This window comes from Streptomyces sp. NPDC093795 (genome assembly GCF_044764665.1).
In the GTDB taxonomy this organism is placed as follows: Bacteria; Actinomycetota; Actinomycetes; order Streptomycetales; family Streptomycetaceae; genus Streptomyces.
The window spans coordinates 14,008-32,887 of the sequence record NZ_JBIWIO010000015.1; the positions used below are offsets into that span (position 1 = coordinate 14,008).

Sequence of the window (18,880 nt, forward strand, 5' to 3'; positions counted from 1 at the left end):
CCTTTTCTTGGTCATTCGGGTAGTCTTCTCGGTGCGGAGGGGAGTACTCCCCAAGCGCGGCGTGCCCGTCAGTACGGACGGATCATCATGGATCCGATCCCGGGGCGTCGGCCCGGCGGCGATCGTCCGTCGCCCGGGTGGAAGAGACCTCCGGCAGCGACGACGCTGATCAGTAGCCGTACGACGCCGGAGGCGCAGTGGACGTTTCAATGACCCTTTGGGTACTCACCATTCTCGGTCTGGGTGCCCTGATCGGTGCCGACTTCTTCATCGGGCGCAAGCCCCATGACGTCTCGGTCAAGGAAGCCGGAATCTGGACGATCGTCTGGATCGTCCTCGCCGGGCTCTTCGGACTCGGCCTGCTGTTCTTCGGGAACAGCCAGGCCTCCGGCGAGTTCTTCGCCGGATACATCACCGAGAAGTCGCTCAGCGTCGACAACCTCTTCGTCTTCGTCCTGATCATGGCGAAGTTCGCGGTGCCCTCCCACCTCCAGCAGCGCGTGCTGCTCGTGGGTGTGGTGATAGCCCTGGTGCTCCGTACGATCTTCATCGCCGCAGGCGCCACGATCATCGCGAGCTTCTCGTGGGTCTTCTACATCTTCGGCGCGTTCCTGATCTACACCGCCTGGAAGCTCATCCAGGAGGCGCGTGCCGACGAGGACGAGGACGACTGGGAGGAGAACCGTCTCCTCAAGGCCGTCGAGAAGAGGTTCGGCGTCGCCGACCGGTACCACGGCACCAAGCTGTTCATCCGGAGCAACGGCAAGCGGGTCCTGACCCCGCTGATGGTCGTCATGCTCGCCATCGGCACCACGGACATCCTCTTCGCCCTCGACTCGATCCCGGCGATCTTCGGCCTCACCCAGGACCCGTACATCGTCTTCACCGCCAACGCCTTCGCCCTGATGGGTCTGCGGCAGCTGTACTTCCTGATCGGCGGCCTGCTCAAGAAGCTGGTCCACCTCAGCTACGGCCTGTCGGTGATCCTCGGCTTCATCGGCGTCAAGCTCGTGCTGCACGCCCTGCACGAGTCCGGGGTGCACGTCCCGGAGATCTCCATCCCGTTCTCGCTCGCGGTCATCTGCGGTGTCCTGGTCATCACCACGATCACCAGCCTGATCGCCTCCAAGAGGCAGGCGGAGCGTGAGGCCGCCGAGAGCGTGGCCGACGCCGGCGAGACCGAGAAGGACAGCATCGGCGCCTGACGCGCCACAGCGGTACAGCGGTACAGAGCAGTACAGCGGTACAGCGGTACAGCAGTACGTACGGCGACGGCCGGCCGGGGCTACCCCGGCCGGCCGTCGCCGTGTCCGCGGCCCTCTACACGGGGTCCAGATCGGCCACGGCCTCGTCCTTGTCCTCGTCCTCGGGGACGGTCCTGGTCGGCAGGGTCTCCGGGAGGAGGGCGAAGCAGCCCAGGCTGACGAGAGCGACCACGGTCAGATACGCGGCGACGCCCCAGGGCGGGCCGGAACCGCCGTCGGAGAGGGCGGTGGCCACCAGCGGGGTGAGGGCGCCGCCGAGGACCCCGGCGAGGTTGTAGCCGACGGCGGCACCGGTGCAGCGCACCCGGGGCTCGTACAGCTCCGGGAGGTACGCGGCGACCACCGCGAACATGGTGATGAAGGCGAGCAGCGCGCCCAGGAATCCGAGGAACATCAGGAACGGCCGCGCCGTGTGCAGCAGGGCCACCAGCGGGAACATCCAGAGCGCGGAGGCCGCGCACCCCGCGAGACAGAGCGGCCGGCGGCCCCAGCGATCGGCGAGGAGGGCCACGAACGGGGTGGCCGCGCCCTTGATCGCCACCGCCGCCATGACACAGGTCAGCATCACGGTGCTGCTCACCCCGAGGTGCTTGGTGCCGTAGGCCAGGGCCCAGGTGGACACCGTGTAGAAGGTGGCGTACCCGACCGCGAGGGCACCGGCCGTCAGCAGGACGAGCCGCCAGTGGTCGCGGGCGACCTCGGCGAGCGGGGCGCCCGAGCGCTTCCCGGCCGCCGACATCTCCTCGAACTGCGGGGTCTCCCTCAGCGAGGAGCGCAGCAGCAGCCCGACCGCCGCAAGCAGGCCCGCCGCCCAGAACGGCACCCGCCAGCCCCAGGACCGGAACTCCGCCTCGCTGAGGCCCGCCGAGAGCACCAGCATCACCCCGTTCGCCAGGAGGAAGCCGATCGCCGGGCCGATCTGGGGGAAGCTCGACCAGAGCGCGCGCCGGTGCGCCGGGGCGTGCTCGGCCGTGAGCAGCACGGCCCCGCCCCACTCGCCGCCGAGCCCCAGGCCCTGGAGGAAGCGCAGGACGAGAAGCAGCACGGGGGCGGCGATGCCGAGCGTCGCGTACGTGGGGACGCAGCCGACCGCGACCGTGGCGCAGCCGGTCAGGAGCAGCGAGACCATGAGGACCGGACGCCGGCCGTACCGGTCGCCGACATGGCCGAAGAGGACCGAGCCGAGCGGACGGGCCACGAAGCCGACGGCGAAGGTGCCGAAGGCGGCCAGGGTCCCGGCGAGCGGGGAGAAGGTCGGGAAGAAGAGCGGCCCCAGGACGAGGGCGGCGGCGGTCCCGTACACGAAGAAGTCGAAGAACTCGATGGCGGTGCCGACGAGCGAGGCGGCGGCGATCCGGCCCATCGACGGCGCGGCGGGGGCGGCCGGGGGAGTGGGTGGCGACGGAGAGTGACTGAGGCGCATGTGGCGCCAACTACCCGGCGTACGTCCCGGTTACGGGGGCGTGCGGGAGCGCGCCGCTGCTCGACCGCGCGCTCTCGGCCCGCCCTGGGTCACCAGCCGCGCTCGCGCCACTTAGGGAGGGACGGGCGCTCGTCACCGAGCGTGGTGTCCTTGCCATGGCCCGGGTAGATCCAGGACTCGTCGGGGAGGACCGCGAACAGCTTGGTCTCCACGTCGTGGAGGAGGCTCGCGAAGGCCTCGGGGTCCTTCCGCGTGTTGCCCACGCCGCCGGGGAAGAGGCAGTCGCCGGTGAAGACGTGCGGGTGGCCGTGCGGGTCGTCGTAGACCAGGGCGATGGAGCCCGGGGTGTGCCCGACCAGGTGGCGCGCGGTCAGCTCCACCCGCCCGACCCGGATCGTGTCGCCGTCCTCGACGGGCACGTCGGTCGCGACCGGGATGCCCTCCACGTCGTACGCGCCCGCGTACGTCACGGCGCCGGTCGCGGCGACCACCTCGGCGAGCGCCTGCCAGTGGTCGCCGTGGCGGTGGGTGGTGACGACGGCCTTGACGCCGTCGTCACCGATCAGCGTGAGGAGCGTGCCGGCGTCGTTGGCCGCGTCGATCAGGAGCTGCTCGTCGGTGGCCCGGCAGCGCAGCAGATACGCGTTGTTGTCCATCGGGCCGACCGCGACCTTCGAGATCATCAGGTCCGTCAGCTCGTGCACGTCCGCGGGTCCGCCGACCTTCACCACTCCGCTGTACGTCATGCGCTCAGCCTAGCTCCGCCCACCGACAGCGGCGGGCGGACTCCGTCCTAGAGCGCCGGGAGCTCCGGCAGCGGGCCGCCGTCGGTCTTCAGGGCCGAGCCGTCGCGGCGGCCGGCGAGCCAGCCGAGGAGGTCGGGGGCCGGGCCCGTGACGGTGACGGCGCCGGTCGGGCCGCCGGTGGTCCACGTCCGGCCGTCGTCGGACCTGAGGACCGTCGCGGGCACGCTCTCCAGGCCGGTGAAGCGCTCGGTGAGGAACTCGATCTCGCGGGTCGTGAACTCCTCGGACAGATCTTCGAGCTCGTAGCCGACGCCCAGGTCGACGTGGTGCAGATCCACCTCCACCCAGCGGCGGAAGGGGATCCGGGACGCACTGTCCATGATGCCGTTGCGGAGCTCGACCGCCCGGCTCCAGTCGGCGGGCTCGGCGCCCACGGCCTGGAAGCGGTCGGCGGTCTCGCGCAGGTCGGAGAGGTGGACGGCCGGCGGGCGGCCGGAGTCGCGCTCGATGTCGGCGTCCCGGGTCGCGGCGTCGGGGTACATGGGGCGGCCCTGGAGGACGTTCACCAGAGCGTCGGCGTTACGGGCTACGTGGGCGAGCACATGGCCCCGGCTCCAGCCGGGCAGCCGTGACGGCCCGGCCGTCGCCGCGTTGTCCAGGGAGGCGGCCGCGGTCAGCAGCCTTTCGGTCGCTTCGCGGACGTGAGCGAGGTCGCGTTCGTGGTCGATCATGGCGCCGACCCTAGTGCCAGCCGGGGTGCGGCCACTCGTTCGGGTGAAGAGGTCTCGGCGAGGCCGGAAATCGAATGTGCGTGCTATACGCTCGGAGGAAGCATCCGGCATCCTTGGTTGTTGGGTCTTTCAGGCACATCCGCTCTCTGAAGAAAGGTGCGGACCGGCGTGGCCGACCGTCTCATCGTCCGTGGCGCTCGTGAGCACAACCTCAAGAACGTCTCGCTCGACCTCCCGCGCGACTCCCTGATCGTCTTCACCGGGCTCTCGGGGTCGGGCAAGTCCTCCCTCGCGTTCGACACGATCTTCGCCGAGGGGCAGCGCCGCTACGTCGAGTCGCTCTCCTCCTACGCCCGGCAGTTCCTCGGTCAGATGGACAAGCCGGACGTCGACTTCATCGAAGGTCTGTCGCCCGCCGTCTCCATCGACCAGAAGTCGACCTCGCGCAACCCGCGCTCGACGGTCGGCACCATCACGGAGGTCTACGACTACCTCCGGCTGCTCTTCGCCCGCATCGGCAAGCCGCACTGTCCCGAGTGCCGGCGGCCCATCTCCCGGCAGTCGCCGCAGGCCATCGTCGACAGGGTCCTGGAGCTGCCCGAGGGCAGCCGCTTCCAGGTGCTCTCGCCGCTCGTCCGTGAGCGCAAGGGCGAGTTCGTCGACCTCTTCGCCGACCTCCAGACCAAGGGCTACAGCCGCGCCCGGGTCGACGGCGAGACCGTACAGCTGAGCGAACCGCCGACGCTGAAGAAGCAGGAAAAACACACGATCGAGGTAGTCGTCGACCGCCTCACCGTGAAGGACAGCGCCAAGCGCCGCCTCACCGACTCGGTCGAGACCGCGCTCGGACTCTCCGGCGGCATGGTCGTGCTCGACTTCGTCGACCTCGCGGAGGACGACCCCGAGCGCGAGCGGATGTACTCGGAGCACCTCTACTGCCCGTACGACGACCTGTCCTTCGAGGAGCTGGAGCCGCGCTCCTTCTCCTTCAACTCGCCCTTCGGCGCCTGCCCCGACTGCACCGGCATCGGCACCCGCATGGAGGTCGACCCCGAGCTGATCGTCCCCGACGAGGACAAGTCCCTCGACGAGGGCGCCATCCACCCCTGGTCGCACGGCCACACCAAGGAGTACTTCGGCCGGCTCATCGGCGGCCTCGCACAGGCCCTCGGCTTCCGCACGGACCTGCCGTACGCGGCGCTGCCGCAGCGCGCCAAGAAGGCGCTGATGCACGGCCACAAGACCCAGGTCGAGGTCCGCTACCGCAACCGCTACGGGCGGGAGCGGGCGTACACCACCCCGGCCTTCGAGGGCGCCGTCTCCTTCGTCAAGCGGCGCCACACCGAGGCCGAGAGCGACTCCAGCCGGGAGCGCTTCGAGGGCTACATGCGCGAGGTGCCCTGCCCCACCTGCGAGGGAACCCGCCTGAAGCCGATCGTCCTCGCGGTCACGGTCATGGAGAAGTCCATCGCCGAGGTGTCCGCGATGTCGATCAGCGACTGCGCCGAGTTCCTCGGCCGGCTGACGCTCAACGCGCGCGACAAGAAGATCGCCGAGCGGGTCCTCAAGGAGGTCAACGAGCGGCTGCGCTTCCTCGTCGACGTCGGCCTCGACTACCTCTCGCTCAACCGGGCCGCGGGCACCCTCTCCGGCGGCGAGGCCCAGCGCATCCGGCTCGCCACCCAGATCGGCTCGGGCCTGGTCGGCGTGCTCTACGTGCTCGACGAGCCGTCCATCGGCCTCCACCAGCGCGACAACCACCGGCTCATCGAGACCCTCGTACGGCTCCGGGACATGGGCAACACGCTCATCGTCGTCGAGCACGACGAGGACACCATCAAGGTCGCGGACTGGGTCGTCGACATCGGCCCCGGCGCCGGTGAGCACGGCGGCAAGGTCGTCCACTCCGGCCCCTTGAAGGAGCTCCTCGCCAACGAGGAGTCGATGACCGGGCAGTACCTGTCCGGCCGCCGGGCGATCCCCACCCCGGACATCCGCCGCCCGGTCGACCCGGGGCGCCGGCTCACCGTGCACGGGGCCCGTGAGAACAACCTGCGGGACATCGACGTCTCCTTCCCGCTGGGCGTCCTCACGGCCGTGACCGGTGTCTCGGGCTCCGGCAAGTCGACCCTGGTCAACGACATCCTCTACACCCACCTGGCGCGCGAGCTGAACGGCGCCAAGTCGGTGCCCGGACGGCACACGCGCGTGGACGGCGACGACCTCGTCGACAAGGTCGTGCACGTCGACCAGTCCCCGATCGGCCGCACCCCGCGGTCGAACCCGGCGACGTACACCGGCGTCTTCGACCACGTCCGCAAGCTCTTCGCCGAGACGATGGAGGCCAAGGTCCGGGGCTACCTGCCCGGCCGGTTCTCCTTCAACGTCAAGGGCGGCCGCTGCGAGAACTGCTCCGGCGACGGCACGATCAAGATCGAGATGAACTTCCTCCCGGACGTCTACGTCCCGTGCGAGGTCTGCCACGGCGACCGGTACAACCGGGAGACCCTGGAGGTCCACTACAAGGGCAAGTCCATCGCCGAAGTCCTGAACATGCCGATCGAGGAGGCCCTCGACTTCTTCGAGGCCGTCCCGACCATCGCGCGCCATCTGCGGACGCTCAACGAGGTCGGACTCGGGTACGTCAGGCTCGGGCAGTCGGCGCCGACGCTCTCCGGCGGCGAGGCGCAGCGCGTGAAGCTCGCCTCCGAGCTCCAGAAGCGCTCGACCGGCCGCACGGTCTACGTCCTGGACGAGCCGACCACGGGTCTGCACTTCGAGGACATCTCGAAGCTGATCACGGTCCTGTCCGGACTGGTCGACAAGGGCAACTCGGTGATCGTCATCGAGCACAACATGGATGTGATCAAGACCGCGGACTGGCTCATCGACATGGGCCCCGAGGGCGGCAGCGGCGGCGGCATCGTCGTCGCCGAGGGCACCCCCGAGGAGGTCGCCTCGGTGTCCACCAGCCACACCGGCAAGTTCCTCCGCGAGATCCTCGGCGCGGACCGGGTCAGCGACGCGGGCGGGACCGTCCCGGCGGCCCGCGGGGCGAAGAAGGCGGCGGCGAAGAAGGCCCCGGCCAGGAAGGCGACCACCACCAAGGCCGCCGCTCCGGCGAAGAAGACCGCCACGAAGGCGACGGCCACGAAGGCGACCGCCACGAAGGCCGCCGCCAAGAAGGCGACGACCCGGGCCCGCAAGGCCTGACGTCCGAGGCAGGGCCCCCACCCCGGGGGCCCTGCCTCGCCGCCGGTATCGTCGGTTCGGTCACGCCTTGCCCCGATCCACCGTGGAGCGCTCATGTCCGGCCAGTCCAGCCGCCGCACCGTCCTGAAAGGCGCCGCCCTCGCCGGTGCCGCCGGGCTGGGAGTCGCCGCCTGCTCCACCGAGTCCAAGCTCGGCCACGCCGAGGTCCCGACCCCGACCGCCCCGGTCGCCCTCGGCGCCCCGGACGAGATCCCGGTCGGCGGTGCCAAGCTCTACCGCGAGCAGCGGGTCCTGGTGAGCTGCCCGGCCAAGGGCCAGTACAAGGCGTTCAGCGCCCAGTGCACCCACGCCGGCTGCGTCCTCGACAAGATCGAGAACAACGAGGGCAACTGCCCCTGCCACGGCAGCCGCTTCGACGTGACGACCGGCAAGGCACTCAAGGGCCCGGCCACCGTGCCGCTCCCCGAGGTCCCGGTCTGCGTCGAGAACGGCAAGCTGGTCGCGGGCCCCGAGGCCACGCCCAAGGCCTGACGCCGGGCCCCAAGGCCTGACGCCGGGCCCCGAGGCCTGAGGCCGACCCCCGGCCCCCCGCCCCGTACTCGCCTCACTCCCAGTCCCAGTCGATCCCCAGGATCCCCGGGCGCACCCCCTGCTCCACGGTGTGCACCGTGCGGTGCCGCCCGCTCAGGGTCAGCTCCGCACGGCCCCCGCGCGGCGCCCCCGCCGAGGCCTGCGCGAACCTCCGGCACCGCACCGGGAGCGCCGCCTCGTCGAAGCGCACCTGAAGCACGTACTGCCCGCCCGCGAAGCTGAACCCGCGCACGTACTCCCCGCTCGGCCCCGCCGTACCGTCCTCGAAGCCGTACGAGAAGAGGTACGTGTCGCCGGCCCGCAGCCGCGCGTCGAAGAGCAGCTCCGCGATCAGCACCCCCGTCGCCGCGTGCCACCGCACCCGCCCGGTCCGGCAGTTCTCCACCGCCCGCACCGCCACCCGCGACGGATCGCAGCCGGGATCGCCGTGGTGGATGGCGAGATAGCGGTCCACGCCGTCCCGGTGCGCCCGCACCAGGTGCTGCGACTCGCGCCCCACCAGCTCCCGCCCCGCCCCGATCCGCACCCGTTCGTGGTGGCCCACCGTGTGCAGCCCGCCGTCCGTCGGCGACTCCAGGTCCGCGAGCAGCTCCTCCACCGAGCCCGAGACCTCCACCAGTGAGCGGTACGAACGGGCCGCCGGGCGCTCCACGTCGGACCGCGCGGCCGCGTCCCCCGCGAGCAGCCGGAGCAGCGAGTTCCCGGGCAGCTGAAGCACCTCCTCCAAGGCGCGGACGGCCTTCAACGACTCGGGTCGCTGCGGACGGCGGGCGCCCTGCTGCCAGTAACTCAGGCTCGTCACCCCGACCTTGACGCCCCGGTGCGCGAGATGGTGCTGGACCCGCTGGAGCGGCAGCCCGCGCACGGCGAGCGCGGTGCGCAGCGCCAGATGGAAGGGGCCGGTCCGCAGCAACTGCATCAGATCGGCCTCGGTGTGGCTCACGAGGACTCCTCGGTGAACATTCACGACGGGGATGCGGACCGTCGCGCCGCGAGGGGTGGGCGGACTGGTGGGCCGAGGGCGTCCGTTCACACCCGGGTCACACCGTTCACAGTCCGATGTCACCCCGCATTGAAGCGTGTTGACCTGCTCCCGACAACGGCAGATGCTCCTGACCAGCGTCCGGACGCGCTCCTCCACCCCCACATCCCCACACCCCCCGCCTCAGGGAGGAACGCGATGCGCAGAAGAAAGCTGAACCTCGCGGCACTCGCCGCTGCCGCCCTCTTCCTCGTCCCCACCACCTCGGCGTCCGCCGCGCCCGCCACCGAGGACGCCGCCGCCCTCGGCTCCAAGCGGCTGAACATCACCATGCAGGCCCAGCAGAAGACCAACTGGTGCTGGGCGGCGGGCGGCAACACGATCGCCACCTGGTTCGGCCGGAGCTACAGCCAGAACCAGTTCTGCAACGCCGCCTTCAACCGGCAGCAGGGCTACGACTGCCCCAACTGGCAGGCCACCCTCGGCAACGTCCAGACCGGTCTCTCCTGGGCCGGCATCAGGCCCGGCTCGTACGTCGACGGCTGGCTGCGCTACTCGACCGTCCAGGCCGAGATCAACGCCGACCGGCCCGTCGAGACCCGCATCCAGTGGTCGAGCGGCGGCGGCCACATGCACGTGATCCACGGCTACGACGACGCGAACAGCTGGGTCTACTGGGGCGACCCCTGGCCCTCCAGCAACCGCTACAACTGGGCCTCCCACGCCTGGTACGTCGACAACGACACCTTCTCCTGGACCCACTCGCTCTACCGGATCGGGGCGTGACGACGATGACCGTACGTGCCACGGCAGCCGGACTCCTCACCGTCACGGCCCTCGTCGTTCTCGGCGCGCTCCCGGAGGCGGCCGCCGCCGAGGGCCCGCCGCCCGCGCCCACCCCCGAGCGGGCCGCCTCCGCGCCGGGGACCCTGGACACCCTGTCCCGGTTCTTCGCCCGGGACGGCGCCGTCGCCCGCTCGGCGGCCGCGCCGCGCGTCGAGGGCGGGTCCGTGCCGGTACGGATCCTCTCCCCGGACTTCGTCGCCGGGAAGGCCGGGGTGCCGGTCGCCGAGGTCGAGTTCCGAGCCAGCCGGGCCGTCTCGTCGGACGGCCAGAAGGCCTCGCTGTGGACGGTGAAGCGGGCGGGCGGCTGGCAGGTGGTCAACATCGCCACCGGCGACGACGAGATCCGTTACGCGGAACAGGGCGGGCGCGTCCTGCCCGGCGGCCTCGTCTTCCGCGAGCCGCAGATCGACGCCTGGTACGTCCAGAAGGGCACGAAGGTGCTTCCGCTGGACGAGGACGCGGTACGGGCCGTCGGCCGGAACGGGACCAGCCTCACCGCGTACCGGGACCGGGTCGCCCGCGCGTACGGCGACAAGCTCCCCGGCTCCGCCTACGCGAAGAAGGGGGCGGCGGGCGGCTACGGCGCGGCGGCGCCCGAGGAGAAGCGGTCCGCGGGCACCACGGCGGCGGGTCTGGGGGCGGTGCTGGCACTCGCCCTGACGGCCACGACAGCGATACGCCGCCGCCGAGGAGCCGAGAGGACCTGACCCCCCGGGGGCGGGGGTCTGGCAACGTGTGCGGGCGGTGGGACTGTCGGTCGTCGACAGTAGGGTGGGGAGCATGGCAGACCCCTCCAGCTACCGCCCCAAGCCGGGTCAGATCCCCGACTCCCCGGGGGTCTACAAGTTCCGCGACGAGCACCGCCGGGTGATCTACGTGGGCAAGGCGAAGTCCCTGCGCCAGCGGCTCGCCAACTACTTCCAGCCGATCACGAGCCTGCACCCGCGCACGGCCACCATGGTGACCACCGCCGCCTCCGTGGAGTGGACGGTCGTGTCGACCGAGGTCGAGGCGCTCCAGCTGGAGTACTCCTGGATCAAGGAGTACGACCCCCGGTTCAACGTGAAGTACCGGGACGACAAGAGCTACCCGTACCTCGCGGTGACCATGAACGAGGAGTTCCCGCGCGTCCAGGTCATGCGCGGCCACAAGAAGAAGGGCGTGCGCTACTTCGGGCCGTACGCGCACGCGTGGGCGATCCGCGAGACCGTCGACCTGATGCTGCGGGTCTTCCCGGTGCGGACCTGCTCGGCGGGGGTGTTCCGGAACGCGGCGTCGGCCGGCCGCCCCTGCCTCCTCGGCTACATCGGCAAGTGCTCGGCACCCTGCGTCGGCCGGGTCACCCCCGAGGAGCACCGTGAACTCGCCGAGGAGTTCAGCGACTTCATGGCCGGCCGTACCGGCACGTACATCCGCCGTCTCGAGAAGCAGATGATGCTGGCGGCCGAGGACATGGAGTACGAGAGAGCCGGCCGGCTCCGCGACGACATAGAGGCGCTGCGCCGGGCCATGGAGAAGAGCGCGGTCGTGCTCGCCGACGCCACCGACGCCGACCTGATCGCCCTCGCCGAGGACGAGCTGGAGGCCGCCGTGCAGATCTTCCACGTGCGCGGCGGACGCGTCCGCGGCCAGCGCGGCTGGGTCACCGACAAGGTCGAGGCCGTCGACACCGCCGGCCTCGTCGAGCACGCGATCCAGCAGCTGTACGGCGAGGAGAGCGGCGACACGGTCCCCAAGGAGGTCCTGGTCCCGGCGCTGCCCGACGACGCGGAGGCCGTCACCGCCTGGCTCTCCGGCCGCCGCGGGTCCAACGTCTCGCTGCGCATCCCGCAGCGCGGCGACAAGAAGGACCTGATGACGACCGTCGCGCGCAACGCCCAGCAGGCGCTCGTGCTGCACAAGACGAAGCGCGCCAGCGACCTGACCACCCGCTCCCGGGCCCTGGAGGAGATCGCCGAGGCCCTGGACCTGGACTCGGCCCCGCTGCGGATCGAGTGCTTCGACATCTCCCACCTCCAGGGCGAGGACGTGGTCGCCTCGATGGTGGTCTTCGAGGACGGGCTGCCCCGCAAGAGCGAGTACCGCCGCTTCCAGATCAAGAGCTTCGAGGGCCAGGACGACGTCCGGTCCATGCACGAGGTGATCGGGCGCCGCTTCCGGCGTTATCTCGCCGAGAAGGAGAAGACGGGGGAGTGGGACCCCGAGGGCGTCGTCGAGGACCCGGACGAGAGCGGCCGGCCCAAGCGGTTCGCGTACCCGCCGCAGCTCGTCGTGGTCGACGGCGGACAGCCCCAGGTCGCCGCGGCCCGGCGCGCCCTCGACGAGCTCGGCATCGACGACATCGCGGTCTGCGGGCTCGCCAAGCGTCTGGAGGAGGTGTGGCTGCCCGGCGACGACGACCCGGTGGTGCTGCCCCGCTCCAGCGAGGGTCTGTACCTCCTCCAGCGGGTGCGTGACACGGCTCACGACTTCGCCATCCGCTACCAGCGGTCCAAGCGGACGAAACGTATCCGGACCAGCCCTCTCGACGTGGTCCCCGGCCTCGGCGACACCCGGAAACGCGCGTTGATCAAGCATTTCGGCTCGGTGAAGCGGCTCCGGCAGGCGACAATCGAGCAGATCTGCGAGGTTCCCGGCATGGGGCGCAAGACCGCGGAGGCGGTCGCCGTGGCACTCGCCCAGGCGGCCCCGGCGGCGCCCGCCGTGAACATGGCCACAGGAGAGATCATGGAAGACGACGGGGGCGGCACGGCATGACCGCGCACGAGCAGGACCGGAACGAAGATCAGGACCGGAACGAAGATCAGGACCGGAACGAAGCGCAGAACCGGAACGAAGAGCAAGACCAGCACGACCGAGAAGACGGAGCAGGACACGTGAGTACGGGCACGAAGGAGACCCCCGGCGACAACGGCGCCGAGGCGGCCATTCCCGAGCTGGTGATCATCTCCGGCATGTCCGGGGCCGGCCGGTCCACCGCGGCGAAGTGCCTGGAGGACCTCGGCTGGTTCGTCGTGGACAATCTGCCGCCCGCGCTGATCCCCACCATGGTGGAGCTCGGCGCCCGCTCCCAGGGCAACGTCGCCCGGATCGCCGTCGTCGTGGACGTCCGCGGCCGGCAGTTCTTCGACAACCTCAGGGAGTCCCTCGCCGACCTCGACGGCAAGCAGGTCACCCGCCGGATCGTCTTCCTGGAGTCGTCCGACGACGCCCTGGTCCGGCGCTTCGAGTCGGTCCGCAGGCCGCACCCGCTCCAGGGCGACGGCCGGATCACCGACGGCATCGCCGCCGAGCGTGATCTGCTGCGCGAGCTGCGCGGCGACGCCGACCTGGTGATCGACACCTCCAGCCTCAACGTCCACGAGTTGCGCGCCAAGATGGACGCCCAGTTCGCCGGCGACGAGGAGCCCGAGCTGCGGGCCACCGTGATGTCCTTCGGGTTCAAGTACGGCCTGCCGGTCGACGCCGACCTCGTCGTCGACATGCGCTTCCTGCCGAACCCCCACTGGGTCCCCGAGCTGCGCCCCTTCACCGGCCTCAACGAGGAGGTGTCGAACTACGTCTACAACCAGCCCGGCGCCAAGGAGTTCCTCGACCGCTACACCGAGCTGCTCCAGCTGATCGCCGCGGGCTACCGCCGCGAGGGCAAGCGGTACGTGACCATCGCCGTGGGCTGCACCGGCGGCAAGCACCGCTCCGTGGCCACCGCCGAGCGGCTCGCCGCCCGCATCGCCGCCGAAGGGGTCGAGACCGTCGTCGTGCACCGGGACATGGGGCGCGAGTGAAGCCGTACCGCCGGCGTGCCTCCACCCTCACGGCGCGGCGCACGCTCCGCAGACGCGGCGCCCAGCCCAAGGTGGTCGCCCTGGGCGGCGGCATGGGCCTCTCGGCCTCGCTCGCCGCGCTCCGCCGGATCACCGGCGACCTCACCGCGGTCGTCACCGTCGCCGACGACGGCGGTTCCAGCGGCCGGCTCCGGGAGGAGCTTGGCGTGCTGCCCCCGGGAGACCTCCGCAAGGCGCTCGCCGCGCTCTGCGGCGACGACGACTGGGGCCAGACCTGGGCCAGGGTGATCCAGCACCGCTTCCAGTCCAAGGGCGAGATGCACGGCCACGCCGTGGGCAATCTACTGATCGTCGCCCTCTGGGAGCAGCTCGGTGACCCCGTGCAGGCCCTGGACCTGGTGGGCCGGCTGCTCGGCGCCCACGGCCGGGTGCTGCCGATGTCCGCCGTGCCCCTGGAGCTCCAGGCCCTGGTCAGGGGCCACGACCCGGAGCGGCCGGACGACGTGGACACCGTGCGCGGTCAGGCGACGGTGGCGCTCACCCCCGGCGAGGTGCAGTCCGTGCACCTCGTGCCGAACGACCCGCCGGCGGTGCCGGAGGCGGTCGCGGCGGTCCTGGACGCGGACTGGGTGGTCCTCGGTCCGGGGTCCTGGTTCTCCTCGGTGATCCCGCACCTTCTCGTCCCCGAGCTGCTCGACGCCCTGGCCGAGACGAAGGCCCGGAAGGTGCTCTCGCTGAACCTCGCGCCGCAACCCGGAGAAACCGAGGGCTTCTCCCCGCAGCGTCATTTGGAGGTTTTGGGACGACACGCCCCTAAACTCGCCCTGGACGTGGTGCTGGCCGACGAGGCCGCCGTGCCCGATCGCGAGTCCCTCGCCGATGCCGCCAAGCGGCTCGGTGCCGCGGTCGAGCTGGCGCCGGTGGCCGGGCCCGACGGCTCCGCGAAGCATGACCCGGAGCTGTTGGCCGCCGCGTACGACCGTATTTTTCGGATGCATGGAAGGATCGGCCCATGGCGATGACGGCAGCGGTGAAGGACGAGATCTCCCGGCTTCCCGTCACCCGGACCTGCTGCAGGAAGGCAGAGGTCTCGTCGATCCTGCGGTTCGCGGGCGGGCTGCACCTGGTGAGCGGCCGCATCGTGATCGAGGCGGAGCTCGACACCGCGATGGCGGCCCGCCGCCTCAAGCGGGACATCCTGGAGATCTTCGGGCACAGCTCGGAGCTCATCGTGATGGCCCCCGGCGGACTGCGGCGCGGCTCGCGTTTCGTGGTGCGGGTGGTGGCCGGAGGCGACCAGCTGGCCCGGCAGACGGGTCTCGTGGACGGCCGGGGCCGCCCCATCAGGGGCCTCCCCCCGCAGGTGGTCTCCGGGGCGACCTGTGACGCGGAGGCGGCCTGGCGGGGCGCGTTCCTCGCGCACGGTTCGCTGACCGAGCCCGGCCGGTCCTCCTCCCTCGAGGTGACCTGCCCGGGTCCTGAGGCGGCGCTCGCCCTGGTCGGCGCGGCGCGCCGACTCTCCATCGGGGCGAAGGCCCGCGAGGTGCGGGGCGTGGACCGGGTCGTCGTCCGCGACGGCGACGCGATCGGCGCCCTCCTCACCCGGCTCGGCGCGCACGAGTCGGTACTCGCCTGGGAGGAGCGGCGGATGCGGCGCGAGGTCCGCGCCACCGCCAACCGCCTGGCCAACTTCGACGACGCCAACCTGCGCCGCTCGGCCCGCGCCGCGGTCGCCGCCGGGGCCCGGGTGCAGCGCGCCCTGGAGATCCTCGCCGAGGAGGTGCCCGAGCACCTCGCGGCGGCCGGCCGGCTCCGCATGGAGCACAAGCAGGCCTCCCTCGAGGAGCTGGGCGCGCTCGCCGACCCGCCGCTGACGAAGGACGCGGTGGCGGGCCGGATCCGCCGCCTGCTCGCGATGGCGGACAAGCGGGCGCAGGACCTGGGGATTCCCGGGACCGAGTCCAACCTGACGGAGGAGCTCGACGACAGCCTCGTCGGCTGACCCGTACGGAAGCGTGAACTCCGGGCTGCCGGTGCCTTTCTGAGGCACCGGCAGCTTTTCCGTACGCCCGCGAGGCACCCTTGACAGGCCCATGGGCGCCCATGAGCCTGGCGTCTGTTCACCTTCGTGGCAGACGACAACAAGGGGGGCTCATGAGACGCAGAGCGAGATCGATCCTCGCCGCGGCTTCACTGCTGATTGCCGGAATGGCGGCGGCACCCGTCGCCGGAGCGCAACCCAGGCCCACCGAGGGAGACTTCGAACACCTCTCCGTATGGCGCGCCGAGGTCACCAAGGAGCAGGTCCCGCTGCTCCTCGAAGCCGGTGCCGACGCCCATGAGATGACCGAGCAGGTCCCCGACAAGGGGTCCGCGACGGTCGAGCTCTTCCTCACCGGACGGCAGGCCGGACAGCTGCGCGGCCAGGGCGTCGAGCTCGCCGAGCACCAGCTGTCCACCCAGGCCGAGAAGCGGGTGGCCGCCGCGGGGGACGGCGTCTTCCGGCCGTACAGCGGCCCGAACGGCCTCAAGCAGGAGATCCTGGACACCGCCCGGGCGAACCCCGGGATCACCAAGGTGGTCTCCATCGGCAAGACCCTGGGGGGCCAGGACATCCTCGCCGTCAAGGTCAGCAAGGGCGCCGAGCGCGTCAAGGACGGCTCGAAGCCCGCGACGCTGTACATGTCCAACCAGCACGCGCGCGAGTGGATCACGCCGGAGATGACCCGGCGGCTGCTCCACCACTACCTCGACGGCTACGGCAAGGACGAGCGGATCACCCGGATCGTCGACTCCACCGAGCTGTGGTTCGTGCTCTCCGCCAACCCGGACGGTTACGACCACACGCACGCCGACCCCGACAACCGGCAGTGGCGCAAGAACCTCCGCGACAACGACGGCGACGGCAGGATCGCGCCCGGCGACGGCGTCGACCTCAACCGCAACTTCGCCTACAAGTGGGGCTACGACAACGAGGGCTCGTCGCCCGACCCGGCCGACGAGACCTTCCGCGGCAAGGGCCCCATGTCGGAGCCCGAGACCAAGGCCATCGACGCCTTCCAGAAGCGCATCGGCTTCGCGTACGGCATCAACTACCACTCGGCCGCCCAGCTCATCCTCTACGGCGTCGGCTGGCAGGTCGCCACCGACACCCCCGACGACGTGGCCCTCAAGGCCCTCGCCGGCACCCCGCAGAAGCCCGCCGTGCCCGGCTACCGGCCGCAGGTCTCCTCCGAGCTGTACATCACCAACGGCGAAGCGGACGGACACGCCGCCAACGTCAACGGGACGCAGATGTTCACCCCGGAGATGTCGACCTGCGCCACCGCCTCCCGGGTCGACCCGAACGACGCCTGGAATCCCGCAGACTGCGCCTCCGTCTTCACCTTCCCCGACGACGAGAAGCTGATCCAGGCCGAGTTCGCCAAGAACATCCCCTTCGCGCTCGCCGTCGCCGAGACCGCCGCCCACCCGGACCGGCCCGTCTCGCCCGTCGGCATCGACGCCCCCGACCTCACCCCGAAGACCTTCACCACCTCCTACGCCCGCGGCGAGGAGCAGGAGGTCGCCGTCACCGCCCGCAAGTCCCTGCGCGGCAAGACCCTGAAGTACCGGATCAACGGCGGCCGCACCCACAGCGAGGAGCTCGACGCCTGGAAGGGCGGCGAGACCTTCGGCGGCGAGGACAACCTCTACTTCGACGAGTACCGCGCCGAGGTCGAGGACGCCCGCCCCGGTGACTCCGTCGAGGTGTGGTTCACCGCCCGCACCCGCGAGGGCCGCGCCACCTCCTCCGCCCCCTTCACCTACAAGGTGGCCGAGCGCCCCCGCGGAGACGTGCTCGTCCTCGCCGACGAGGGCGGCACCACGGCCGGCCGGCACACCGCCGCCTATGTGAAGGCGCTCGCCGACAACAAGCGCGGGTCCGCCGTCTGGGACGTCGCCACCCAGGGGACCCCGGACGCCCTCGGCGTCCTCTCCCACTTCCGTACCGTCGTCTGGTACACCGGCGCGGAGCGGCCCTCCGGCACCACCCAGCTCGCCGTGCGCGCCTACCTCAACGAGGGCGGCAAGCTGATCAACGCCGGTGAGAAGTCCGGCGGCCTCACGCAGATCGGCCGGGCCGAGTCCAACGACTTCGCCCAGTACTACCTCGGCGCCTATCACCGCGCGGGCCTGGGGAACCCGCCGGCCTTCGCCGGCACCGGCGCCTTCGCGGGCATCGGCGCGGGCCTCGGCGCCGCCGCCGACAACCCGCTCGACAACGCGGGCGCGTACACCGTCACCTCGGACACGCTGCGGCCGAAGGAGTTCCCGCAGTTCGCGAGCAGCGCCTCCGCCGGTGACTACCCGGGCGTCCGCACCCCCTTCGAGCCCGCCGAAGGCGCGTCCTTCGTGGCCGTCGAGCACGCCGACAACACCTGGGCCCGGCTCAGCAGGACCGTCGACCTCACCGGCGTCGCGGCCGGAGCCGCGCCGCGCCTGGACTTCCAGGTCAGCTACGACACCGAGCCCGGCTACGACAACCTCGTCGTCGAGGCCCACACCGTCGGCCAGGACGACTGGACCACCCTGCCCGACGCCAACGGCGGCACCTCCGCCGAGCCGCCCGCCGACTGCGGCGAGGGCTACTACGTCCGGGGCCACCCCTTCCTCGCCCACTACCTCACCGTCGGCGAGGACGGCTGCACGGCCACCGGCACCACCGGCTCCTGGAACGCCTTCACCGGCCCCTCCAACGGCTGGCGGCAGGCCTCCGTCGACCTGAGCGCCTGGGCCGGCAAGCAGGTCGAGCTGTCGATCTCGTACGTCTCCGACCCCGGCACCGGAGAGATGGGCGCCTTCGTCGACGACACCCGTCTCGTCACCGGCACCACCACCGAGGCGGAGGGCTTCGAGACCGCCCTCGGCGCGTGGACCGTACCGGGCGCCCCGGCCGGCAGCCCCGGCAACGGCGCCGACTGGACGCGCTCCGCCGCGCTCTTCCACTCCCAGGCGGCCGTCACCACCCGTGACACCGTCCTCCTCGGCTACGGACTCGAGCACGTGCCCGGAGCCACCGACCGGGCACGTCTCGTCGGCCGCGCCCTCGGGGTGCTCCGCCGCTGACGGAGAGTAGTGGGGACAAAGGTCCCACGACGGCCCGTACCCGCCGGTAGGTACGGGCCGTCGGCCGTTTTCCCTCACTTTCCGGGCACATGCGGATGCGGCCGATGTCACTCCCGGGCGCCGGTGGGGGTAGGGTCGTAAGCGGTCGGGGACATCCCAAAAAACAAAAATCTCGCCGGCGTCGAGCAC

At 71.2% G+C, this 18,880-nt stretch carries 14 protein-coding genes; 10 read left to right on the plus strand and 4 right to left on the minus strand.

Annotated elements, in window-relative coordinates; genetic code table 11:
- The first annotated feature begins 197 nt into the window (after positions 1-197).
- Positions 198-1,205 carry a TerC family protein gene (locus ACIRB7_RS31505; protein ID WP_403605537.1) on the plus strand — a complete coding sequence of 336 codons (1,008 nt, stop codon included), beginning with the start codon at positions 198-200 and terminating at the stop codon, positions 1,203-1,205.
- A gap of 115 nt (positions 1,206-1,320) precedes the next feature.
- Here the strand turns inward: ACIRB7_RS31505 and ACIRB7_RS31510 are convergent, their stop codons facing one another.
- The 3 genes from ACIRB7_RS31510 to ACIRB7_RS31520 form a co-directional block, all read right to left on the minus strand.
- A complete protein-coding gene (locus tag ACIRB7_RS31510) occupies positions 1,321-2,628 on the minus strand; it encodes an MFS transporter (RefSeq protein WP_403605937.1) in 1,308 nt (435 codons plus the stop codon).
- Between the two features lie 149 nt (positions 2,629-2,777).
- The gene (locus ACIRB7_RS31515) at positions 2,778-3,434 is read right to left on the minus strand and encodes an MBL fold metallo-hydrolase (protein WP_403605540.1); all 657 of its coding nucleotides are present in this window, start codon (positions 3,432-3,434) and stop codon (positions 2,778-2,780) included.
- A 47-nt stretch (positions 3,435-3,481) separates the two neighbouring features.
- Positions 3,482-4,165: a maleylpyruvate isomerase family mycothiol-dependent enzyme gene (locus tag ACIRB7_RS31520; protein WP_403605542.1), complete on the minus strand. Its 684-nt coding sequence runs from the start codon at positions 4,163-4,165 to the stop codon at positions 3,482-3,484.
- Positions 4,166-4,333: 168 nt separating this feature from the next.
- Between ACIRB7_RS31520 and uvrA the strand changes: the two genes are divergently transcribed.
- Positions 4,334-7,378 carry an excinuclease ABC subunit UvrA gene (gene uvrA / locus ACIRB7_RS31525; protein ID WP_403605544.1) on the plus strand — a complete coding sequence of 1,015 codons (3,045 nt, stop codon included), beginning with the start codon at positions 4,334-4,336 and terminating at the stop codon, positions 7,376-7,378.
- Between the two features lie 93 nt (positions 7,379-7,471).
- A complete protein-coding gene (locus ACIRB7_RS31530; protein ID WP_403605547.1) occupies positions 7,472-7,909 on the plus strand; it encodes a Rieske (2Fe-2S) protein in 438 nt (145 codons plus the stop codon).
- Between the two features lie 73 nt (positions 7,910-7,982).
- On the opposite strand, the gene ACIRB7_RS31535 is transcribed toward ACIRB7_RS31530, so the two are convergent.
- Positions 7,983-8,912 (minus strand): hypothetical protein, encoded by a 930-nt coding sequence (locus ACIRB7_RS31535; RefSeq protein ID WP_403605550.1) that lies wholly within the window; start codon positions 8,910-8,912, stop codon positions 7,983-7,985.
- A gap of 237 nt (positions 8,913-9,149) precedes the next feature.
- Between ACIRB7_RS31535 and ACIRB7_RS31540 the strand changes: the two genes are divergently transcribed.
- The 7 genes from ACIRB7_RS31540 (at position 9,150) to ACIRB7_RS31570 (ending at position 18,691) form a co-directional block, all read left to right on the plus strand.
- A complete protein-coding gene (locus tag ACIRB7_RS31540) occupies positions 9,150-9,737 on the plus strand; it encodes a papain-like cysteine protease family protein (RefSeq protein WP_403605553.1) in 588 nt (195 codons plus the stop codon).
- A 5-nt stretch (positions 9,738-9,742) separates the two neighbouring features.
- Positions 9,743-10,504 (plus strand): hypothetical protein, encoded by a 762-nt coding sequence (locus ACIRB7_RS31545; protein WP_403605940.1) that lies wholly within the window; start codon positions 9,743-9,745, stop codon positions 10,502-10,504.
- A gap of 73 nt (positions 10,505-10,577) precedes the next feature.
- Positions 10,578-12,554: an excinuclease ABC subunit UvrC gene (uvrC, locus tag ACIRB7_RS31550; RefSeq protein ID WP_403605556.1), complete on the plus strand. Its 1,977-nt coding sequence runs from the start codon at positions 10,578-10,580 to the stop codon at positions 12,552-12,554.
- Entirely contained in the window at positions 12,551-13,582 is a 1,032-nt protein-coding gene (gene rapZ / locus ACIRB7_RS31555; protein WP_403605559.1) for an RNase adapter RapZ, read from the plus strand. Before uvrC ends, rapZ begins: the two co-directional genes overlap by 4 nt.
- On the plus strand, positions 13,579-14,604 hold the full coding sequence (yvcK, locus tag ACIRB7_RS31560; RefSeq protein ID WP_403605562.1) for a uridine diphosphate-N-acetylglucosamine-binding protein YvcK: 1,026 nt from the start codon (positions 13,579-13,581) through the stop codon (positions 14,602-14,604). The genes rapZ and yvcK overlap by 4 nt, the downstream gene beginning before the upstream one ends.
- Positions 14,595-15,584: a DNA-binding protein WhiA gene (gene whiA, locus ACIRB7_RS31565; RefSeq protein WP_351212932.1), complete on the plus strand. Its 990-nt coding sequence runs from the start codon at positions 14,595-14,597 to the stop codon at positions 15,582-15,584. Before yvcK ends, whiA begins: the two co-directional genes overlap by 10 nt.
- A gap of 152 nt (positions 15,585-15,736) precedes the next feature.
- Complete coding sequence (locus ACIRB7_RS31570) at positions 15,737-18,691, plus strand: M14 family zinc carboxypeptidase (protein WP_403605565.1); 2,955 nt, start codon at positions 15,737-15,739, stop codon at positions 18,689-18,691.
- The last annotated feature ends 189 nt before the right edge of the window (positions 18,692-18,880 follow it).

Bases quoted from the DNA above. Each gene is read 5' to 3' on its own strand.
- ACIRB7_RS31510 (WP_403605937.1), bottom strand. From the start codon at position 2,628: ATGGGCCGGATCGCCGCCGCCTCGCTCGTCGGCACCGCCATCGAGTTC.
- ACIRB7_RS31515 (WP_403605540.1), bottom strand. From the start codon at position 3,434: ATGACGTACAGCGGAGTGGTGAAGGTCGGCGGACCCGCGGACGTGCAC.
- ACIRB7_RS31520 (WP_403605542.1), bottom strand. From the start codon at position 4,165: ATGATCGACCACGAACGCGACCTCGCTCACGTCCGCGAAGCGACCGAA.
- ACIRB7_RS31530 (WP_403605547.1), top strand. From the start codon at position 7,472: ATGTCCGGCCAGTCCAGCCGCCGCACCGTCCTGAAAGGCGCCGCCCTC.
- ACIRB7_RS31540 (WP_403605553.1), top strand. From the start codon at position 9,150: ATGCGCAGAAGAAAGCTGAACCTCGCGGCACTCGCCGCTGCCGCCCTC.
- ACIRB7_RS31545 (WP_403605940.1), top strand. From the start codon at position 9,743: ATGACCGTACGTGCCACGGCAGCCGGACTCCTCACCGTCACGGCCCTC.
- uvrC (WP_403605556.1), top strand. From the start codon at position 10,578: ATGGCAGACCCCTCCAGCTACCGCCCCAAGCCGGGTCAGATCCCCGAC.
- rapZ (WP_403605559.1), top strand. From the start codon at position 12,551: ATGACCGCGCACGAGCAGGACCGGAACGAAGATCAGGACCGGAACGAA.
- whiA (WP_351212932.1), top strand. From the start codon at position 14,595: ATGGCGATGACGGCAGCGGTGAAGGACGAGATCTCCCGGCTTCCCGTC.
- ACIRB7_RS31570 (WP_403605565.1), top strand. From the start codon at position 15,737: ATGAGACGCAGAGCGAGATCGATCCTCGCCGCGGCTTCACTGCTGATT.